Origin of the sequence: Flavobacterium phragmitis, from assembly GCF_900112575.1 — a bacterium.
Classification (GTDB): Bacteria; Bacteroidota; Bacteroidia; order Flavobacteriales; family Flavobacteriaceae; genus Flavobacterium; species Flavobacterium phragmitis.
Window position 1 is genome coordinate 318,244 of sequence record NZ_FOMH01000004.1, and the last position, 18,837, is coordinate 337,080.

Genomic DNA, 18,837 nt, shown 5'->3' on the forward strand with positions numbered 1-18,837 from the left:
AATATCAGAAATCTAATATTATAATGTTATATAAAAGAAGTAGTCAGCTTTTTGCTGCAGCAGAAAAAGTAATTCCAGGAGGAGTAAATTCACCAGTAAGAGCGTTTAAAGCCGTTGGCGGAACTCCAATTTTTGTAAAAAGTGCTAAAGGCGCTTATTTATATGATGAAGATGGAAACAAATTAATAGATTACATCAACTCTTGGGGACCAATGGTTTTAGGTCATGCGTATCAGCCGGTTGTTGATGCCGTAATCGAAAAAGCAAAACTGGGAACTTCATTTGGAATGCCAACAGAATTGGAAACAGAAATTGCTGCCTTAGCCGTTTCTATGGTTCCGAATATCGATAAAATACGTTTTGTAAATTCAGGTACAGAAGCGTGTATGAGCGCCATTCGTTTGGCAAGAGGATTTACAAAAAGAGATAAAATCATCAAATTTGCAGGTTGCTACCACGGACATTCTGATTCATTTTTGATTCAGGCAGGAAGCGGGGCTGTAACTTTTGGCTCACCAAACAGCCCAGGAGTTACGCAGGGAACAGCAAAAGATACTTTATTGGCGAAATACAATGATCTAGAAAATGTAAAGACATTAGTTGAAGCGAATAAAGGAGAAATCGCAGCTATTATTATCGAAGCAGTTGCTGGAAATATGGGATGTATTCCACCTGCAAAAGGTTTCTTAGAAGGTTTAAGAAAATTGTGTACAGCAAACGGAATCTTATTGATTTTTGATGAGGTAATGACAGGTTTCCGTTTAGCACGCGGTGGAGTTCAGGAATTGTACGGAATTGATGCTGATATTGTAACCTTCGGTAAAGTTATCGGTGGCGGACTTCCGGTTGGAGCTTTTGCTGCTCGTGAGGAAATCATGAATCATTTAGCGCCTCTTGGACCAGTTTATCAGGCAGGAACATTATCTGGAAATCCGTTGGCAATGGCGGCAGGATTGGCAATGTTGAAAGCTTTAGATAATGACAGAGCAATTTTTACTCGTTTAGAAGAAAAAACAGCTTATTTAGAAGCAGGAATTGACAGAGTTTTAAAAGCGAACAATGTGGTGTTTACCATCAATAGAGTTGGTTCTATGATTTCAGTTCACTTTGATGCAGATCCGGTTACAGATTTTCAAACTGCTGCAAAAGGGGATAACGAAACCTTCAAAAAATTCTTCCACGGATTATTGCAGGAAGGTGTTTACATCGCACCATCGGCTTATGAAACTTGGTTTATTACAGACGCTTTGACTTATGAAGATTTAGATTTTACCATTAATGCAATTGATAAAGTTTCTAAAACATTCTAAGATCAACCAAAAATAAATTACAAAAGGCTCGCTTTTTACTAAAAGTTGAGCCTTTTTTTATGTCTAATTTTTTTAGTTAATAAAAAGTTAATACAAATGACATCTGTTGTATGATTGTAAGTAAAATTTATTTTTGTTTGTCAAATAACTAACTAAACCAACGTTAAATGAAGAAATTTTTCATTTTATCTACGATAGCTGTTTTTACGCTATGTCCTTCAAAACAATTTGCTCAAAGCAAAAAGAAAAAAGATCAAAAAGAAGTTCCTGTAGCGTCTCCAGAAAAGAAACCGGAATCTTCGATTAAAGATTATAATAAAGTAATTACAAAAGATGCAATTTCGGACGAAGGACTTTTTACAGTTCATAAAGTTGATAAAAAATACTATTTCGAAATTCCGAATAAGTATTTAAACAAAGACATGCTTTTAGTAAGCCGACTGGCAAAATTGCCTTCTAATTTAGGCGGAGGATATGTAAATGCCGGTTCAGAAACCAATGAACAGTTAATTGTCTGGCAGCGTTTTCAGGACAAGATTTTAATCAAATCAAAATCATACAATTCGGTTGCGAATGATACTTTACCAATTAGCATTTCAGTAAAAGCCAATAATTATGAGCCAACTTTATATGCTTTCGATATTGTTGCTTTTAGTAAAGATTCGGCAAATACCGTTATTGATGTCACTAAATTTTACAGTACAGATGTAAAGGCAATCAGCGGTATTTCTGCAGAAATGCGTGAAACTTACAAAGTAAGAGGTTTGGATGATTCTAGAACTTTTATTACTGCAATGAAAAGCTTTCCAATGAATATCGAAGTAATTCAGGATATGACTTATAATGCTTCAAAACCTTCAATGCTGGAAGAATCAGAATCAATCAGTATTCAAATGAATCAATCTATGATTTTATTGCCAGAGGTTCCAATGAAACCTAGATTGGCAGATCCAAGAGTAGGATGGTTTACAGTGAGTCAATATGATTACGGGAGCAATGAATTAAAATCAGATTTAAAAACCTACATAACACGTTGGAGATTAGAACCCAAAGATCCGGAAGCTTATAACAGAGGAGAATTGGTAGAACCCATAAAACCAATTGTATATTATCTGGATCCAGCTACGCCAGAAAAATTGAGGAAATACATTAAACAAGGAATTGAAGAATGGCAGAAACCTTTTGAAACGGCTGGATTTAAAAACGCAATCATTGCAAAAGATGCACCAACTAAAGAAGAAGATCCAGATTTCAGCCCAGAAGATATCCGTTATTCTGTGATTCGTTATGTAGCAAGTACAACCCGAAATGCAGTTGGCCCAAGTGTTATTGATCCAAGAACGGGAGAAATTATAGAAAGCGACGTGATTTGGTATCACAATCATTTACGTTCTTATCGAAATAGATATTTATTAGAAACCGGAGCAGCAAATCCTTCAGCGAGAACTTTGCAGACCAGCGATGAAGAAATGGGCGAAATGATGCGAATGGTTATTGCTCACGAAGTAGGGCATGCTTTAGGATTTCCGCATAATATGGGAGCGAGCTGTGCTTATGATGTTGAAAGTTATAGAAATGGAGATTTTACACAGCAAAATGGAATTTCAGCAAGTATAATGGATTATGCTCGTTTCAACTATATTGCACAGCCGGGAGATAAAAACGTTCGTTTTATTCGTAAAATGGGAACTTATGACCATTATGCCTTAAATTGGGGATACAGAGTTATTCCAACTGCAAAATCTCCTGAAGCAGAAATTCCAACTTTAGATAAGTGGATTTTGGAAAAGGCAGGAAACCCTATTTATAAATTCGGGAAACAAAGCAGTGCTTTTGATCCAACTTCGCAGACAGAAGACATTGGAAACAATTCCATGAAAGCAAGTTCATATGGACTTAAAAATCTGGAATATGTTGCTAGTCATCTTAGCGAATGGACAAGTACTGCAACGAACAATTATCAAGATTTAGATGAATTATATAAAGAATTACTGGATTGCTGGAGCCGTTATGTTGGTCATGTGGTAACTAATGTGGGCGGAATTTATGAAAACACCAAAAAACCAAATCAGGCAGGAAGTGTATATGAAGTAGTTCCAAAAGCAAAACAAATCGAGGCAATGAACTGGCTTCAGAAAAATGCTTTTGAATCGCCAACATGGATTGTTAATGTAAAAACTTTACAAAACACTGAATTTGCAGGATACACTGAGAAATTTAGAAACCTTCAAGTGCGACAACTGAATAATTTAATGACTTTAGGAAGAATTGGAAGATTAATGGATAACGAAATTTTAAGCGGAGATAATTACAAAGCTTTAGATTTCTTCAAAGATCTTCGCAAAGGAATTTGGAAAGAATCTGCAGTTGCAGGAAATGTAACGGTTTATCGAAGAAATTTACAGCGTGCTTACATTGACAGAATGGGCTATTTGATGACAGAAGAAATTAAACCAAATGACAAATCATTTGTTTACTACAACACCGGACAATCTGACTTAAGAGCTTTGGTTCGCGGCGAATTAACAACATTAAGAAAATTGCTTGTTACAGCAAAAGCAATGGGGATTAATACGGAAACAAAATACCATTATGAAGATTGTATCAAAAGAATAGATTTGATATTGAACCCTATAAAGTAAGAAAAACAAAAGGGGCTGTCTCACTTTTGAGACAGCCCCTTTTGTTATAAATCAAATTAGATTTTATCTTCTCTGCGTTCTTTCATTTTATCCTTCATTTTGTCTTTTCTTTCTTCCTGCAGAGATTTCCATTTGGTGTATTGATCTGCTTTTAAGATTGATTTCATTTTGGCATCATTTGCGGCGACTTCATCTTCCATTTGTTTTTTGAAAGCAGCTTTTTCTGCAGCAGTTGGTTTGGTATTACTATCTTTTTTCTCTTTTCTCGCTTCTCTAAATTTTTCGGCTTTAGCACTTCTGTCTGCTAAAAGTTGTTTTACTTGTGCCTGTTGACTAGCATCTAAATTTAATTCGGAAGTTAATTTTTGAAGCTGTTTCTCATTTCGTTCTTCAGGAGTCATTCTTTCTCTTCCTTCGCGTGATGGTTTTTGGTCCATGTCTTGTGCAAAACTTGCTATTCCAACAAATAACATAGCTGCGATAAATAGTTTTTTCATTTTCAAGTTTTTTTAATTGTTTATACCAATTAGACTTTTTGAAATTCTTTAGGTTTAATCTGGTTATCAGATTTATAGTTTATTTAACAAAACTTGCAGAAACAGTATTAGATGCTTAATTCTTACAGAATTTAATTTTTATTGCTTATTTTTAATGAATTAACCAAGAATAAACCAATAACAAGAATATGGATCTGAATACCACATCAAACAAAAATAAAATTGCTTTTTTCTCAACACAGCCTTACGATAAAGCATTCTTTAATCAATACAATGCAGATTTTGGTTTTCAATTGGATTTTTTCGAAACGCAATTAAATTCACAAACTGTTGCTTTGATTGAGGAATGTGAAATTGTCTGCGTATTTGTAAATGACATAGTAAATGAAACAGTCATTAAGCAATTAGCAGAAAAGAACGTAAAAATCATTGCCTTGCGTTGTGCCGGATTTAATAATGTTGATCTAGAAGTCGCAAAAAAGCATAATATAAAAGTCTGTCGTGTTCCAGCTTATTCTCCACAGGCAGTTGCAGAACATGCTATTGCTATGATTTTGACATTAAACAGAAAAACACACAAAGCCTACAATAGAGTTCGTGAACAGAATTTTTCTTTAAACGGATTGTTAGGTTTTGATTTATTTGGGAAAACAATTGGAATTATTGGAACAGGAAATATTGGAAAAGCTTTCGCTAAAATTGCTTTAGGATTTGGCTGTAAAGTTTTTGCTTATGATATTGTAGAAAATGAAGAAATGATAAAAGACGGTGTTTCTTTTGTTGGTTTAGAAGAGATTTTCAAGTCAAGTGATATTATTTCGCTCCATTGTCCACTCAATGATCAGACAAAACATGTCATTAATAAAACCTCTATTTCTTTTATGAAAGACAGCGTAATGATCATCAATACAAGCCGTGGCGGATTAATTGAAACTTCATCAGTCATTGAAGGTTTGAAAGAAGGAAAAATTGGTTATCTGGGAATAGATGTTTACGAACAAGAAGAGAAACTTTTCTTTAGAGATTTATCGGCAGATATTATTCAGGACGATGCAATTCAGCGTTTGATGAGTTTTCCAAATGTTTTGGTAACCGCGCATCAAGCATTTTTTACCAATGAGGCTTTGACGCAGATTGCTTTGGTGACTTTTAATAATATAAAGTCATTGTTGGAAAAAAATGATATTGAAAATAAAGCAGCGTTGTTGGTCTAAATCGAATTAGATTGGTAAACCTAACAGGTTTTTAAATCCTGTCGGGTTTAGCTTGTAGAATATTTTTCGTAATTTAATTACTTGTAAAGAAAGATCTAGATTTAAAATATCAAATTATGAAAAATAAAATTCTAATTCTAGTCGGAATCGTGGCATTTTATTCCTGTCAAAATAAAGACAATTCAAAAAATATTGTAAAAACGGTTGTTCAAGATACATTGTCTAAAACACTCGGAGGAACGGCAAATTTGAGTGAAGCTACTCCAAGAGAAGACAAGGCAATAGAATTAATACGCAAGCAATTGTTGGTTTTAATAAAGAATGATATTCCTGCATTGACAAAAGAGGATCGATATTTTTATTATGATGCTTTTGACTTAAATAATGATAAGAAAAATGAATATTTTATTGGCTTCTCAAATTCTTATTTCTGCGGAAGCGGAGGCTGTTCAGGTTATATTTTAAATAATGATGGAAGTGTAATAAATCGTTTCACCGTAACTGATTTTCCAATTTATGTTACAACCTCATCGACAGAAAAATTTTATGACCTTATGTTTGAAAGCGGAGGAAAATTTCATCTTCTAAAAATGAAAAACGGAAAATATCCTTCCAATCCATCTGTTCAAGAAATCATAAGTGATATTCCAAAAGAGAGTACAAAAGTTTTGGATATTCAAGGAGAGAAATTGGAGAAGTATTCGTTTTAAAATTAAAAAATAAACCCGACAGTTTTTAAAACCTGTCGGGTTTGAAATATTATAAAATCCAACTTGGAATTTGGAATTTCAATTTTGGAAATTAACCAACTAGTTCAACAAACTTAAACTCACCATCCACAACAACTTTAGTTAGACCGTGTTTAGATAAGTTTTTCATAGAAGCATCCCATTTTTTACCGCTTAAATTAGCAGAAACTTTAAGCTGAGATAAATCCATTTTATTTTCGTTTCCTTTCAATAAAGTAATGATTACTTTTTCTTCTTCTGTCAATTCGATCTGAGCTTGTTTTTTCTCAGGACGCATTTGAGGGAATAATAGAACTTCTTGAATCGAAGCATTGTTTGTTAAATACATAATCAAACGATCCATTCCAATTCCCATTCCAGAAGTAGGAGGCATACCATACTCAAGAGCTCTTAAGAAATCTTCATCGATAATTCCGTTTGCTTCATCATCACCTTTTTCAGAAAGACGCATTTGATCTTCAAAACGCTCTCTTTGGTCAATTGGGTCATTTAATTCAGAATATGCATTGGCGATTTCTTTACCACAAACCATTAATTCAAAACGTTCCGTCAAATCTGGATTATTACGGTGCTCTTTACAAAGCGGAGACATTTCTTTAGGATAATCAGTAATAAAAGTTGGCTGAATATAATTTCCTTCACATTTTGCACCGAAAATCTCATCAATCAATTTTCCTTTACCCATTGTTTCGTCAACCTCGATTCCCATTCCACGTGCTGCTTCAAACAATTCTTGTTCTGTTTTTCCAGAAATATCAAAACCAGTAAAATGTTTGATAGAATCTGTCATGGTAACGCGTGCATAAGGTGCTTTAAAGTTGATTTTATGCTCACCAAAAGTTACTTCGCTTGTGCCATTTACAGCAATTGCACAATGCTCCAATAAACCTTCGGCAAAATCCATCATCCAGTTGTAGTCTTTGTAGGCTACATATATTTCCATTGCAGTAAATTCAGGATTATGCGTTCTGTCCATTCCTTCATTACGGAAGTTTCTAGAGAACTCATAAACACCTTCAAATCCACCAACAATTAATCTTTTTAAGTATAACTCATTTGCAATACGCATATAAAGCGGAATGTCAAGCGAGTTATGGTGCGTAATAAATGGTCTTGCCGAAGCACCACCAGGAATGGATTGTAAAACCGGAGTGTCTACTTCAAGATAACCTGCATTGTTAAAATACTCTCTCATTGCAGTGAACAATTTAGTTCTCTTTAAGAAAGTTTCTTTAACCTGCGGATTTACCGTTAAATCTACATAACGCATTCTGTAACGCAATTCGGCGTCATTAAAAGCATCGTGTACATTTCCGTCTTCATCAACTTTTGGTAACGGAAGCGGACGTAATGTTTTACTCAAGAAAGTAAAACCATTAACACGAATACATTTTGCACCAACCTGAGTTGTAAACAATTCACCTTCAATACCAATAAAGTCACCTAAATCAGTTAGTTTTTTGAACACTTGGTTGTATAAGGTTTTATCGTCACCTTCGCACAAAACATCACGATTCACGTACAATTGAATACGTCCTTCGCTGTCTTGTAATTCAGCAAAACAAGCTTTACCTTGATCACGAACACTCATCAAACGTCCCGCAACAATAACCTTCTTACCTTCCTCAAAAGTTTCCTTTATCTGCTTCGAAGTATGATTTACAGGAAAAAGATTAGCTGGATAAGGATTGATTCCCAGATTGCGTAAATTTTGAAGTTTTTCTCTTCTGATGATTTCTTGTTCTGATAATGCCATTTTGTGCTATTTTTTTAAGTGTGCAAAGATAAAGAAAAGAATGCAGATTTTAGAATGCAGATTTTAGATTTTTTGAAGCAGCAATTTGTTGGGTTTCAATCCCCTTTAGTCCCGCTATCCGTTGCAATCTTTTATGCCGAACACCGGCATAAAAGGATTTCCACTTCTATCGGGGCTGGATAAGAAACTTTTGTTTTTAAAAGAATCCTTTATTGTAAGAAAAATATATAAAAAACGGACTATCTTAGCATCTTTTAAGATAAAAACCATTTATGAAAAAAATGAAATATTTATTAATTGTATTACTTCTAATTTTAGCATCAAGCTGTCAAATAACCGAAACCATTACAATCAATTCTGATGGGAGTGGCGATATAGAAATTGTACAGCAGAGAGAAGAAAATAGTTATATGCAATTGGCAGGCGAAGAATATTCGAAAGAAAATGTGTTTCAGGATACTACTTATGTTTTCAAAGAATACATTGAAAAGTACAGGGAGAATTTTATAAAATACCTTCCAGAAGAACAAAAGTTGTTTCAAAAATATGCTGATGTAAAAGTGCATGTCAAACGAAGTTCTTACGAAAAAGAATTTCGAAACATTTTTTCACTTCACTTTAATAAAGTTTCAGAAATCCCAGATTTATTTAAAACAGAAGATTATGCTTCAGACATTCAGCATAATTATGCCCTGACGGCAGAAAATCATTATTTCAGAATAGAATATGATTTTGACGGGACAATTTTTAAACGTTCAGTTTCAATTATAAATAAAGACGAATTAGAAAAAGCAAAAGAGCAGTCTGAAAATTTTGAAAAAAAATACGGTTCTTCAAAGCTGGTGCAATCATATTTATTAAAATATCATTTCCCAAAAAAGATAAAATCAATTTCCAATTCAAAAGCTATAATCAATTCAGATGAAAAATCGTTAACATTAGAATTTAAATTGTCAGATTGTTTACGCAATCCGGAAATGACAAATCTCAAAGTAGTTTTGGAATAATAAAAAAAAAGCTTAAAGCTTATAATATCAGTGACTTAGAATCTTAGAGGCTCAGAATCCCAGAACCTAAAAAACTTCGTATCTTTGATGAAAAATTGTACCCTTATGAAATTATACCAATTACTAAGCTTTTCTTTTTTAATAGCAACATTAACGAGTTGTACTTTCACTGAAAATATTACGATTAATGAAAACGGAACAGGAAAATTCTCTGTAGATATGGACGGTTCTGCTTTAATGGAAATGGCGGGCGACCAAATAGGAAGCCAAATGGGAGCCGATGCTAAAAAAGACATAGATTCGACATTTACTTTCAAACAACTATTTGAAGAGAAAAAAGACAGTATTGCAAAATTGTCTCCAGAAGCTCAAAAAGACTTGAAAAAATTAGAGAATTTTGTGGTGAGTACTAAAATGAGTTCAGAGAAAAAGCAGTTTTTAATGAACTTTGCAACAGATTTTAAAAACGTAAACGAATTGCAAGATATTTTACAAACCATAAGTGCACTTCAAAAATTGGAAGGCAGTGCCAATGCTAGTCCGCTTGGAAGTGGTTTTGGAAACAATAATAGTAAACTAAGTTATACTTACGACGGAAAGAAATTTACAAGGAAAGCGGTAATAGATAAGCAGAAACTGGCTGAGATTAAAAAAGATTCTACAGCAGATATGAGCAAAATGATGTTTGCTTCATCGAATTACATTGTAAAATATAATTTTCCAAAAAAGATTAAGAAAGTCTCTAATCCAAATGCATTGTTTAGCGACGACCGAAAATCAATTACAATTCAATACTCTTTTACGGATTATATGGAGAATCCAGACAAACTCAACTTTGATGTTGAGTTTGAAAAATAATTAAAATGAACAAAAAAATCCAACTTCAGGATCTGGGTAATAAAGACTATAAATCGACCTGGGAATATCAGGAAGAGCTTTTCAAAGACATAGTCGATTTAAAAATCAAAAACAGAAGGGAAGAACTTGATCTGCCGACTCCAAATTATTTATTATTTGTAGAGCATCCGCATGTTTATACCTTGGGTAAAAGCGGCGATTTTGAGAATTTATTGTTAAACGAAAAACAGCTCGAAGCCAAAGGAGCGACTTTCTATAAAATTAACCGCGGTGGCGACATAACGTATCACGGACCTGGACAAATTGTAGGTTATCCTATTCTTGATTTGGAAAACTTCTTTACTGATATTCATAAATACTTACGTCTGCTAGAGGAATCTATGATTCTTACTTTGGCAGAATACGGTTTAGAGTCGGGTAGAAGTGAAGGCGAAACAGGAGTTTGGTTAGGTGTAGGAACTCCGTTTGCACGTAAAATATGTGCTATGGGCGTTCGTGCTTCACGTTGGGTAACCATGCACGGATTTGCTTTAAACGTAAATGTCGATTTGGGATATTTTGATAATATTATTCCATGCGGTATTCGAGGAAAAGGTGTGACCTCCTTGAACGTCGAACTTGGAGTAGAAAAGGTAGATGAAGATGAAGTAAAAGCTAAAATCATCAAACATTTTACAGCATTATTTGAAGCTGAATTTGTTTAAAAAATTGATTTAAATCGTTTTATCTCTCCAGAAAAGGAATTGATTGAGGGATATTTTAATGCTGAAGAATAACTAAAAAAAGCCATTTTGTTTGTAAGTCTTATTACAACGAAATGGCTTTTGTTGTAGAAAAAAATCTTAATTATTTTATTTTGATATTATGTTTCATTCGTATTCGGTTGAATGAACTATTTGTACGAAAAGTGTACTGAGTATTAATATTTTTACTTTTATTGATAATGAGATTGCTGATTTATGTTAGCTTTTTTGTACTATTTAATTTAGATAAATATAATATAAAGTAGGAAAAATATTTAAATTTAACATTTTTAAATTGTTTTCGTAAGAAAATAATTTCATTTTTGACAATTATTAACCAAAATAAACAAAAATGAAATTACAGTTTAAATGTCTCTTAACATTCTTTCTGATGTTAACGATACAATTTTCTTTCTCACAGGAAAGAGTTATTTCTGGAACGATATCCGATGAAACCGGATTTCCGCTTCCAGGTGTTAGTGTTCTCGTTAAGGGAACAAAAAAAGGTGCCCAGACCGATATAGATGGAAAATATTCTATTAAAGCATCGGCAACTGAGATTCTTATTTTTAGTTATGTAGGAATGAAAACCCAGGAAATCAAAGCGGCATCTACAGTAATAAATGCAAAGATGTCTGGTATTTCTAATGAACTTGACGGAGTTGTGGTGACCGCATTAGGAATTAAAAGAGAGAAAAAATCACTGGGATATGCCTCACAGGAAATAAAAGGAGCCGATTTAAATTCGGGAGTTGCCAGCGGGAATTTCTTAAATGAAATTTCAGGAAAAGCTGCCGGTGTTTATATAAGAAAGAATACCAATTTTGGAGGGTCAACAAATGTGGTGTCAAGGGGAGTTAAAAACCTAACAGGAGATAATCAAATGCTGATTGTTATAGACGGAATGCCTATTAACAACAGTAATATCAATTCAAACTCGGCAAAACAAACAGAAGGAGTTAGAAATACTTATGATTATGGTAATGCGGGAATGGATATTAATCCGGATGATATAGAATCTCTGAACATTCTTAAAGGTGCTGCTGCTGCTGCTTTGTATGGCTGGCAGGCTGGTAATGGAGTTATTATGATTACCACAAAAAAAGGAAAAGCTAAAAAAGGAATGGGTATAACCGTTTCAAGCGAGGTTACTATCGGTACCATTGACAAAACTACATTTCCAACATATCAGAATAAATATGGTCAGGGTTATGGACCGACTTACGATGACAAAGGAAATGCCAAAGGAATACCAGTAGGACCAACGGGAGCTTTTTTTGTAATTGATAAAAATGGAAATCAGGTTGCAACTACTTTTGATGATGCCTCATACGGTGTAGCTTTTGATCCTAATTTGATGGTATATCAATGGAACTCTTTTACACCTTATTCTTCAAATTATGGTAAAAAAACACCTTGGGTTGCTGCACAAAATGGTCCAATTACTTTTTTTCAGACCGCTCAAATTTTTAATAATTCAGTTTCTTTTGAAGATGGGAATGAAAAGACAAACGTTGTCATCAATTATAATAATTACAAAGAAAATGGAATACTACTCAATAGTGAATTAAAGAAAAACAATTTAAGCTTGAAATTAAGCCATAAGTTTACAGATAAATTATCGGCCAATGTTTTTGCTAATTATATGGCACAGACTACAGTTGGAAGAAATTCTACCGGATACAGCGGAGACAACGTAGTGAGTAGTTTTAGACAGTGGTGGCCAGTAAATGTTGATATAAAAGAACTAAAAAGTGTTTTTGAGAATTCAGGAGGACAAAACATTGCATGGAATATGGAAGACCCGGCTAACGGGAAAACAAATGTAAAGTCTCAAAATAATCCATATTTTACTAGATATAAAAATTTTCAATCTGATGAAAGAAATCGCTTCATAGGCTATGTACAACTAGATTATAAGTTAACAGACTGGCTTTTTGCTTCTGGAAAAGCAAGTACAGACACTTATGCTGAATTGCGTGAAGAAAGAAGAGCTGATGGCGCAAGCAGTGCAGTGTTTGGTGTCAGCAGAGCATCAGTTCCATCGGGATATCAAAAATACAACGGAATGTTTTCTGAACAGAATTATCAATTTACGCTAAATCTTAATAAAAAACTCAATGATAGTTTTTCTTTAACTGGATTAATTGGTTTTAATGCTTTGAGAACAAGACGAACTTCAACTTTAGCCTCGACAGAGGGAGGGTTAATTATACCAGGAGTTTATGCATTGTCAAATTCTAAAACCGCAGCTCCATTTCCTGTAGAAAAAGAAGATAACTCTGGAGTAAATAGTGCTTATTTGTCAGCTTCTTTGGGGTATAAGGATTTCTTATTTTTAGAGGGCACAGTACGTAATGATGCCTTTTCTACATTGCCAAAAGGTAATAATGCAGTAAATACTTTCTCGACATCTGCAAGTTATGTATTCACACAACATGTTAAAAAAGATTGGTTTTCGTTTGGAAAACTTCGTGTAAGTTATGCTGAGAATCCACAAGGAAATATTGATTTGTATGCATTGCAGGACACTTTTGACAAGTTTGACAATTTTGGTTCAAATCCGCTTTACTCTAAACCAAGTACCGCGGCAAATCCAAATTTACGTCCAGTAAAAACTGTTTCTAATGAAGTTGGTTTAGAGCTTCAGTTTTTTAACAGAAGATTTGGACTCGAAACCAGTATTTATAAAAGTTTAAGCTCAGATCAAATATTTCCTGTAGACTATTCTCCGGCTACAGGGTATTCTTCCCGATATATTAATGCAGGTTCGGTAGAAAATAAAGGAATAGAAGTACAGCTTAATTTAAATCCTTTAAAAAGGAAAGATTTTCAGTGGGATGTTTTTGTAAACTGGTCTAAAAATAAAAATACTGTTGTGGAATTAACAGATGGCATTGAAACACTGACTTTAGGATCTTTTCAGGGAGGTGTTAGCATTGTGGCTAAAAAAGGAAGTCCTTATGGCGATATCATTGGAGCTGATTACACCTACACAAAAGATGGACAAAAAATAACCAAAAATGGTACGTATGTATTAACATCTACTACTACCAATGTAATTGGAAATGTTACACCAGACTGGATAGGTTGAATTCGAAATAAATTTAGTTACAAACAGTTTTCGTTTGGATTCCTTATCGATATGCAAAAAGGAGGAGATATTTTTTCTTTAGATCAATATTATGGTCAAAATTCAGGTCTTTATGAATCAACTGCTGGTTATAATGAACTTGGAAATCCTGTACGTAATACATTGGCCAACGGTGGCGGTGTAATATTGCCTGGAGTAAATGCCGATGGAACACCAAATACGACCAGAACTCCATCACCAGAAGTAGCAGGTGGAATTTACGGATATACCAAAAACCCACAAAAAGCTTTTATTTATGATGCAGGTTATATCAAATTAAGAGAAGCTAGTATTACTTATAATTTTCCATCAGAAATGGTATCCAGAATGAGACTAACAGGGCTTAAATTATCGTTGGTAGGGTCTAATTTGTGGATCATTCATAAAAATCTTCCAGGTGCAGACCCGGAGAGCGGACTTAGTTCTGGGAATCTATCATCAGGATACTCAAGCGGTTCATTGCCTACAACAAGAAATATTGGCTGTAACCTAACTTTAAAATTTTAAACCATGAAAAAAATAATTATATCATTATCTTTTATCAGTATCCTCTTTTCATGCAGTAGTGATCTTACGGATGAAAATGTGGATCCTAAAAAGCCAGCAATTACTAGATCAGAATATTTGTTTTCCAATGCTCAGAAGAAAATTGTAGATCAAATGGTGAGTACCAGTGTCAATTATAATGTTTTTAGATTGTTTGCTCAGCAATGGGCTGAAACAACTTATCCGAGCGAAAGCCAATATGATATTAAAAGTCGCAAAATTCCTGATAATCATTTTGTAGTTTTCTACAGGGATGTACTGGCAGATTTAAAAGAGGCTAAAGGGATGATTACATCACAAACAGCAATCACAGATTCTGAAATTGCGGTTAAAGAAAATAAACTAGCACTTATCGATGTAATGGAGGTGTATTCTTATAGCATATTAGTTGATACTTTTGGAAATATTCCTTACTCACAGGCAGGAGATATTGTAAAGTATCCACTACCTTCTTATGATGATGCTAAGACCATTTATAAAGATCTGATAGAACGTTTAGTAAAAGATGAGATAATATTTAAGAAAAATGCCTCAAGCCCTAATTTTGGAAATGCAGATATCATCTATTTCGGAAATGCGGCAAGTAACCTAAAATGGGCAAAATTTGTTAATTCATTAGTTATTAGGCTGGCAGTAAATATTTCAGATGTTGAGCCTGCATATGCAGCAACACAGATTCAGAAAGCATTAGCAAATGGACCGCTTGCGAGTAATGCTGATAATACAAAGTTGGTTTACCTGACAACTACAGGTAATCAGAATCCTTTGTATACAGATTTGGTAGCAAGTAAAAGAACAGATTTTGTTCCGGCAGAACCTTTTGTAGCAGCAATGGATGCTATTGTTCCAGGAGGCGATCCCCGAATGGTAAAATATTTTGTTAATGACACACCTGTTCCTACCCTTCCCCCAGGAAGAACTTTTGTAGGAGGAACTTATGGTGAAGCTAATATTTATGCATCATCTTCGCATATAACAAAAACATTTAATAGTGAAACTTATCCAGGTACATTGTTTGATTATGCAGAATTACAGTTCTTATTGGCAGAAGCGAGTGAAAAAAACTTAATTCCAGGAGGATCTGCTCAGGCAAAAAAATATTATGATGCTGGAATTACAGCTTCAATGCTGGACTGGGGATTAACGCAGGCAGATGCAACGGCCTATCTTGCAAAACCTAAAGTAGATTATTTAAATGTGCAGAGTGGTGCAAACTGGAAGGAAAAAATTGGAAATCAGGCTTGGTTTGCACTTTATAACAGAGGCTTTGAAGCCTGGACATCTTACAGAAGATTAGATTTTCCAGTTTTAAAAGCACCAAAATCTGCTATTGAAAAGAATATTTTAACAGTTCCTGTTCGCTATACATATTCAGGAAAAGAACAATTGGTAAACGAAACTAATTACAGGAAAGCCGCCAACGATATTGGTGGTGATAAACTGGACACGAAATTATTTTGGGATAAATATTAAAGCCTAAAAAAAGCGAAAGGCTGTCAAATTTTGTTGACAGCCTTTTGTTATTAAAACAAATCAAGCTCTAGTTGATCAGGCAGGAGCCTAAAACTCATTCGATGGTATTTTGTTGTGCCATATTTTTTAATGGCTTCGCGATGTTCAGTAGTCGGATAACCTTTATTCTTTTTCCAATTATACATTGGGAATTCTTCATGAATTTGATCCATGTATTCGTCGCGATACGTTTTAGCTAAAACCGAAGCTGCTGCAATACTTAGAAATTTTGCATCACCTTTTATAATACTTTGATTGGGAATCGATTTTAATAATGCAATTTCATCATCAGAAAATTGTCTGCCAAAAGTATTTTTAAGTCCCAACTTGGCATTTATAGATCGGTTTCCATCTACAATAATGTACTCAGGAACGTGTTTCAGTTTTAATATACATTCCTGCATGCCTTTCATTGAAGCATTTAGAATATTTATTTCGTCAATTTCTTCCGGAAATAAATGAGTTACTGCAAAACAAAGCGCTTCCTTTTCTATAATTGGTTTTAAAAGCGCTCTTGTCTTTTCAGACAACTGCTTACTGTCGTTTAAAATGCTATTCTCAAAATCTTCGGGCAGAATTATAGCCGCTGCGGTTACGGGTCCTGCGAGACATCCTCGTCCAGCTTCATCTGTTCCTGTTTCTAGAACAAATCCTGAAAAATTTTTTGAGAGCATTTTTTTAATTTTTAAATAACAAATTAGATAAAATTTTCAGCAAAAATATTCGTTTTGACACTGTCTGCCAAGGCAATTATATAAAATGAAGTGTTTTTTTCTTTATTTGTTTTTATAATTTACCTTTGCTTAGCAAATTTTGTCAAAATAAATTTATATAAAGCCATCAAATGAGAATATTCATTTTTCTATATCTATTAGTTGTACCAACTTTATTGTTTTCTCAAGTAAAACCAGCTCCTAAGAATAATTTAGATATGAATACGGAATATTCTAGTATTACAGATACCGTAAAAAAGAAGAAAGCTAAGATTGCAACTATAGACCAATATAAAATAATTACATTGGAACACGATACAATTTACGCCGATACCTCGCTGACTATTAAAAGTGCTTACAGACAAAATCATCTTAGAAAAGACCTTTTTGGTTATCAGGAGTTTTCAAATATCGGACAGCCTTTAAATACCTTGCAATACAGTTTAACGAGTTTTTCTCCATATCCAGAAATTGGTTTTAACGGAAAACACTTTAATTATATACAAGCAGATCAAATTAAATATTATTCTGCAGCGACACCTTTTACAGAATTGTTTTTTAATACAACAATTAATAAAGGTCAAAATGTAGATTCTTTTATCACATTGAACGTTTCTAAAAACCTGAATTTTTCAATTGCCTATAGAGGTTTAAGGTCGGAAGGAGATTATATTAATCAATTGGTGAGTGCTGGAAATTTTAGATTTACAACTAGTTATGCCACTACAAGTAGACGTTATGCCATAAACGCTCATTATACTTTTCAAGATATAATGAATGAGGAAAACGGAGGAATTACGAATGATAATAACTTTGAAAGCGATAATAAAGATTACAAAAACAGACAAAGACTGCAAGTCTATTTAACTGATGCAGAATCGATGTTAAAAGGAAGAAGAATCTTTTTTGATCATGCTTTTAGAGTAAATCCAACTGAGGGGAATAATAATCTATATGTCACTCATCAGCTTAATTATGAAAATAAAACTTACGAGTATAAACAGCCAACGGTAATTTCTACCGTTACTGATGATAATAATGTTACGACTAGAGTGCAGCGTTTTGGTGATTCGTACTCGTCCAGCAATATAAACGATCAAACAAAGTATGAAAGACTTTATAATAAAGCGGGACTTGCTTATGAAAATTCGCTTCTTGGAAAGTTTAACTTTTTTATAGATGATTACAGATCAAACTATGAATATGAACGAGTTATTGTTCGTGATGATAATACTGCTGTACCAGGGAATTTGTTTGTACAGATTAATAACGTAGGAGGACAGTATGAATACCAAAAAAACAAGTGGAATGGGAGATTTTTATATTCTAGATCAATTACAAACCAATCGCTTTCAGATTTAGATGCAAAGTTGCGATATGATTTAAATGATAAAATTAAATTTGATTTTAGATATCGTAATATCAATAAACTACCGAATAATAATTATAACCTGTATCAAAGTAGTTGGGTGGCATACAATTGGTCGAATAATTTTAAAAATGAAAAAATCAATTCTCTTAGTGCAGAGATTCAGACTCCCTGGTTAACAGGACAAGTTCAGTACACAGTTCTTAAAGATCATTTATATTTTGCGGATGCTGCTACAGATATGCAAAAAGCATCAAATATTCAAATTGTAAATCCATTTCAATATGCAAACACAATTAATTATTTGGAAATAAAAGCAAGCCGTGAATTTAAGTTTGGTCCATTTGCATTAGACAATACACTTTTATATCAAAAAGTAGATCAGTCTGACTTAATCTTAAATGTTCCTGATTTTGTGACTAGAAATACGTTTTACTATTCTGGCTACTTTTTCAAGAAAGCATTGTACATGCAGACAGGACTTGTCTTTAATTATCTGACAAAGTATTATGGAGATGATTATAATCCCGTTATCGCAGAATTTTTTGTACAGCAGAATAAAAAGATCGGCGGTTTTGCAACATTTGATTTCTTCATCAATGCCAGAATTCGTCAGACCAGATTTTATTTAAAAGCAGAACATTTCAACGCTGCTTTTACACAAAGTAATTATTATGCAACGCCTAATAATCCTTATCGTGATTTTGTATTGCGTTTTGGTTTAGTTTGGAATTTCTTCCAATAAAAAAAAGACTTACTTTATTTTAAACCACATATTAAACTTAAAT

General features: G+C 33.6%; 14 protein-coding genes. 11 read left to right on the forward strand and 3 right to left on the reverse strand.

Going from position 1 to position 18,837, the window contains the following annotated elements; genetic code table 11:
• The first annotated feature begins 23 nt into the window (after window positions 1–23).
• A complete protein-coding gene (hemL, locus tag BM289_RS09565; protein WP_091492740.1) occupies window positions 24–1,310 on the forward strand; it encodes a glutamate-1-semialdehyde 2,1-aminomutase in 1,287 nt (428 codons plus the stop codon).
• Window positions 1,311–1,477: 167 nt separating this feature from the next.
• Entirely contained in the window at window positions 1,478–3,952 is a 2,475-nt protein-coding gene (locus BM289_RS09570) for a zinc-dependent metalloprotease (protein ID WP_091492741.1), read from the forward strand.
• Window positions 3,953–4,008: 56 nt separating this feature from the next.
• Here the strand turns inward: BM289_RS09570 and BM289_RS09575 are convergent, their stop codons facing one another.
• Window positions 4,009–4,449, reverse strand: a complete 441-nt coding sequence (locus BM289_RS09575; RefSeq protein WP_091492743.1) for a hypothetical protein — start codon at window positions 4,447–4,449, stop codon at window positions 4,009–4,011.
• 188 nt (window positions 4,450–4,637) lie between these two features.
• On the opposite strand from BM289_RS09575, the gene BM289_RS09580 reads away from it, so the two are divergent.
• Entirely contained in the window at window positions 4,638–5,663 is a 1,026-nt protein-coding gene (locus tag BM289_RS09580) for a 2-hydroxyacid dehydrogenase (protein WP_091492744.1), read from the forward strand.
• 116 nt (window positions 5,664–5,779) lie between these two features.
• Complete coding sequence (locus BM289_RS09585; RefSeq protein WP_091492746.1) at window positions 5,780–6,373, forward strand: hypothetical protein; 594 nt, start codon at window positions 5,780–5,782, stop codon at window positions 6,371–6,373.
• Between the two features lie 91 nt (window positions 6,374–6,464).
• On the opposite strand, the gene lysS is transcribed toward BM289_RS09585, so the two are convergent.
• Window positions 6,465–8,168, reverse strand: a complete 1,704-nt coding sequence (gene lysS / locus BM289_RS09590) for a lysine--tRNA ligase (protein ID WP_091492747.1) — start codon at window positions 8,166–8,168, stop codon at window positions 6,465–6,467.
• Between the two features lie 281 nt (window positions 8,169–8,449).
• Between lysS and BM289_RS09595 the strand changes: the two genes are divergently transcribed.
• The 6 genes from BM289_RS09595 to BM289_RS09615 all read left to right on the forward strand — a co-directional run bounded on the left by BM289_RS09595 (window position 8,450) and on the right by BM289_RS09615 (window position 15,928).
• Window positions 8,450–9,175: a hypothetical protein gene (locus tag BM289_RS09595; RefSeq protein WP_091492872.1), complete on the forward strand. Its 726-nt coding sequence runs from the start codon at window positions 8,450–8,452 to the stop codon at window positions 9,173–9,175.
• A gap of 105 nt (window positions 9,176–9,280) precedes the next feature.
• A complete protein-coding gene (locus BM289_RS09600; RefSeq protein WP_091492748.1) occupies window positions 9,281–10,033 on the forward strand; it encodes a hypothetical protein in 753 nt (250 codons plus the stop codon).
• Window positions 10,034–10,038: 5 nt separating this feature from the next.
• Entirely contained in the window at window positions 10,039–10,737 is a 699-nt protein-coding gene (lipB, locus tag BM289_RS09605; protein WP_091492750.1) for a lipoyl(octanoyl) transferase LipB, read from the forward strand.
• A gap of 430 nt (window positions 10,738–11,167) precedes the next feature.
• Complete coding sequence (locus BM289_RS09610; protein WP_244165350.1) at window positions 11,168–13,870, forward strand: SusC/RagA family TonB-linked outer membrane protein; 2,703 nt, start codon at window positions 11,168–11,170, stop codon at window positions 13,868–13,870.
• 51 nt (window positions 13,871–13,921) lie between these two features.
• Window positions 13,922–14,416: a hypothetical protein gene (locus BM289_RS25645; RefSeq protein ID WP_244165351.1), complete on the forward strand. Its 495-nt coding sequence runs from the start codon at window positions 13,922–13,924 to the stop codon at window positions 14,414–14,416.
• 3 nt (window positions 14,417–14,419) lie between these two features.
• Window positions 14,420–15,928, forward strand: coding sequence for a SusD/RagB family nutrient-binding outer membrane lipoprotein (locus BM289_RS09615; RefSeq protein ID WP_091492751.1), 1,509 nt, complete (start codon window positions 14,420–14,422; stop codon window positions 15,926–15,928).
• Window positions 15,929–15,978: 50 nt separating this feature from the next.
• Here the strand turns inward: BM289_RS09615 and BM289_RS09620 are convergent, their stop codons facing one another.
• Complete coding sequence (locus BM289_RS09620; RefSeq protein WP_091492753.1) at window positions 15,979–16,641, reverse strand: ribonuclease HII; 663 nt, start codon at window positions 16,639–16,641, stop codon at window positions 15,979–15,981.
• 170 nt (window positions 16,642–16,811) lie between these two features.
• On the opposite strand from BM289_RS09620, the gene BM289_RS09625 reads away from it, so the two are divergent.
• On the forward strand, window positions 16,812–18,794 hold the full coding sequence (locus BM289_RS09625) for a putative porin (protein WP_091492754.1): 1,983 nt from the start codon (window positions 16,812–16,814) through the stop codon (window positions 18,792–18,794).
• Window positions 18,795–18,837: the final 43 nt, after the last annotated feature.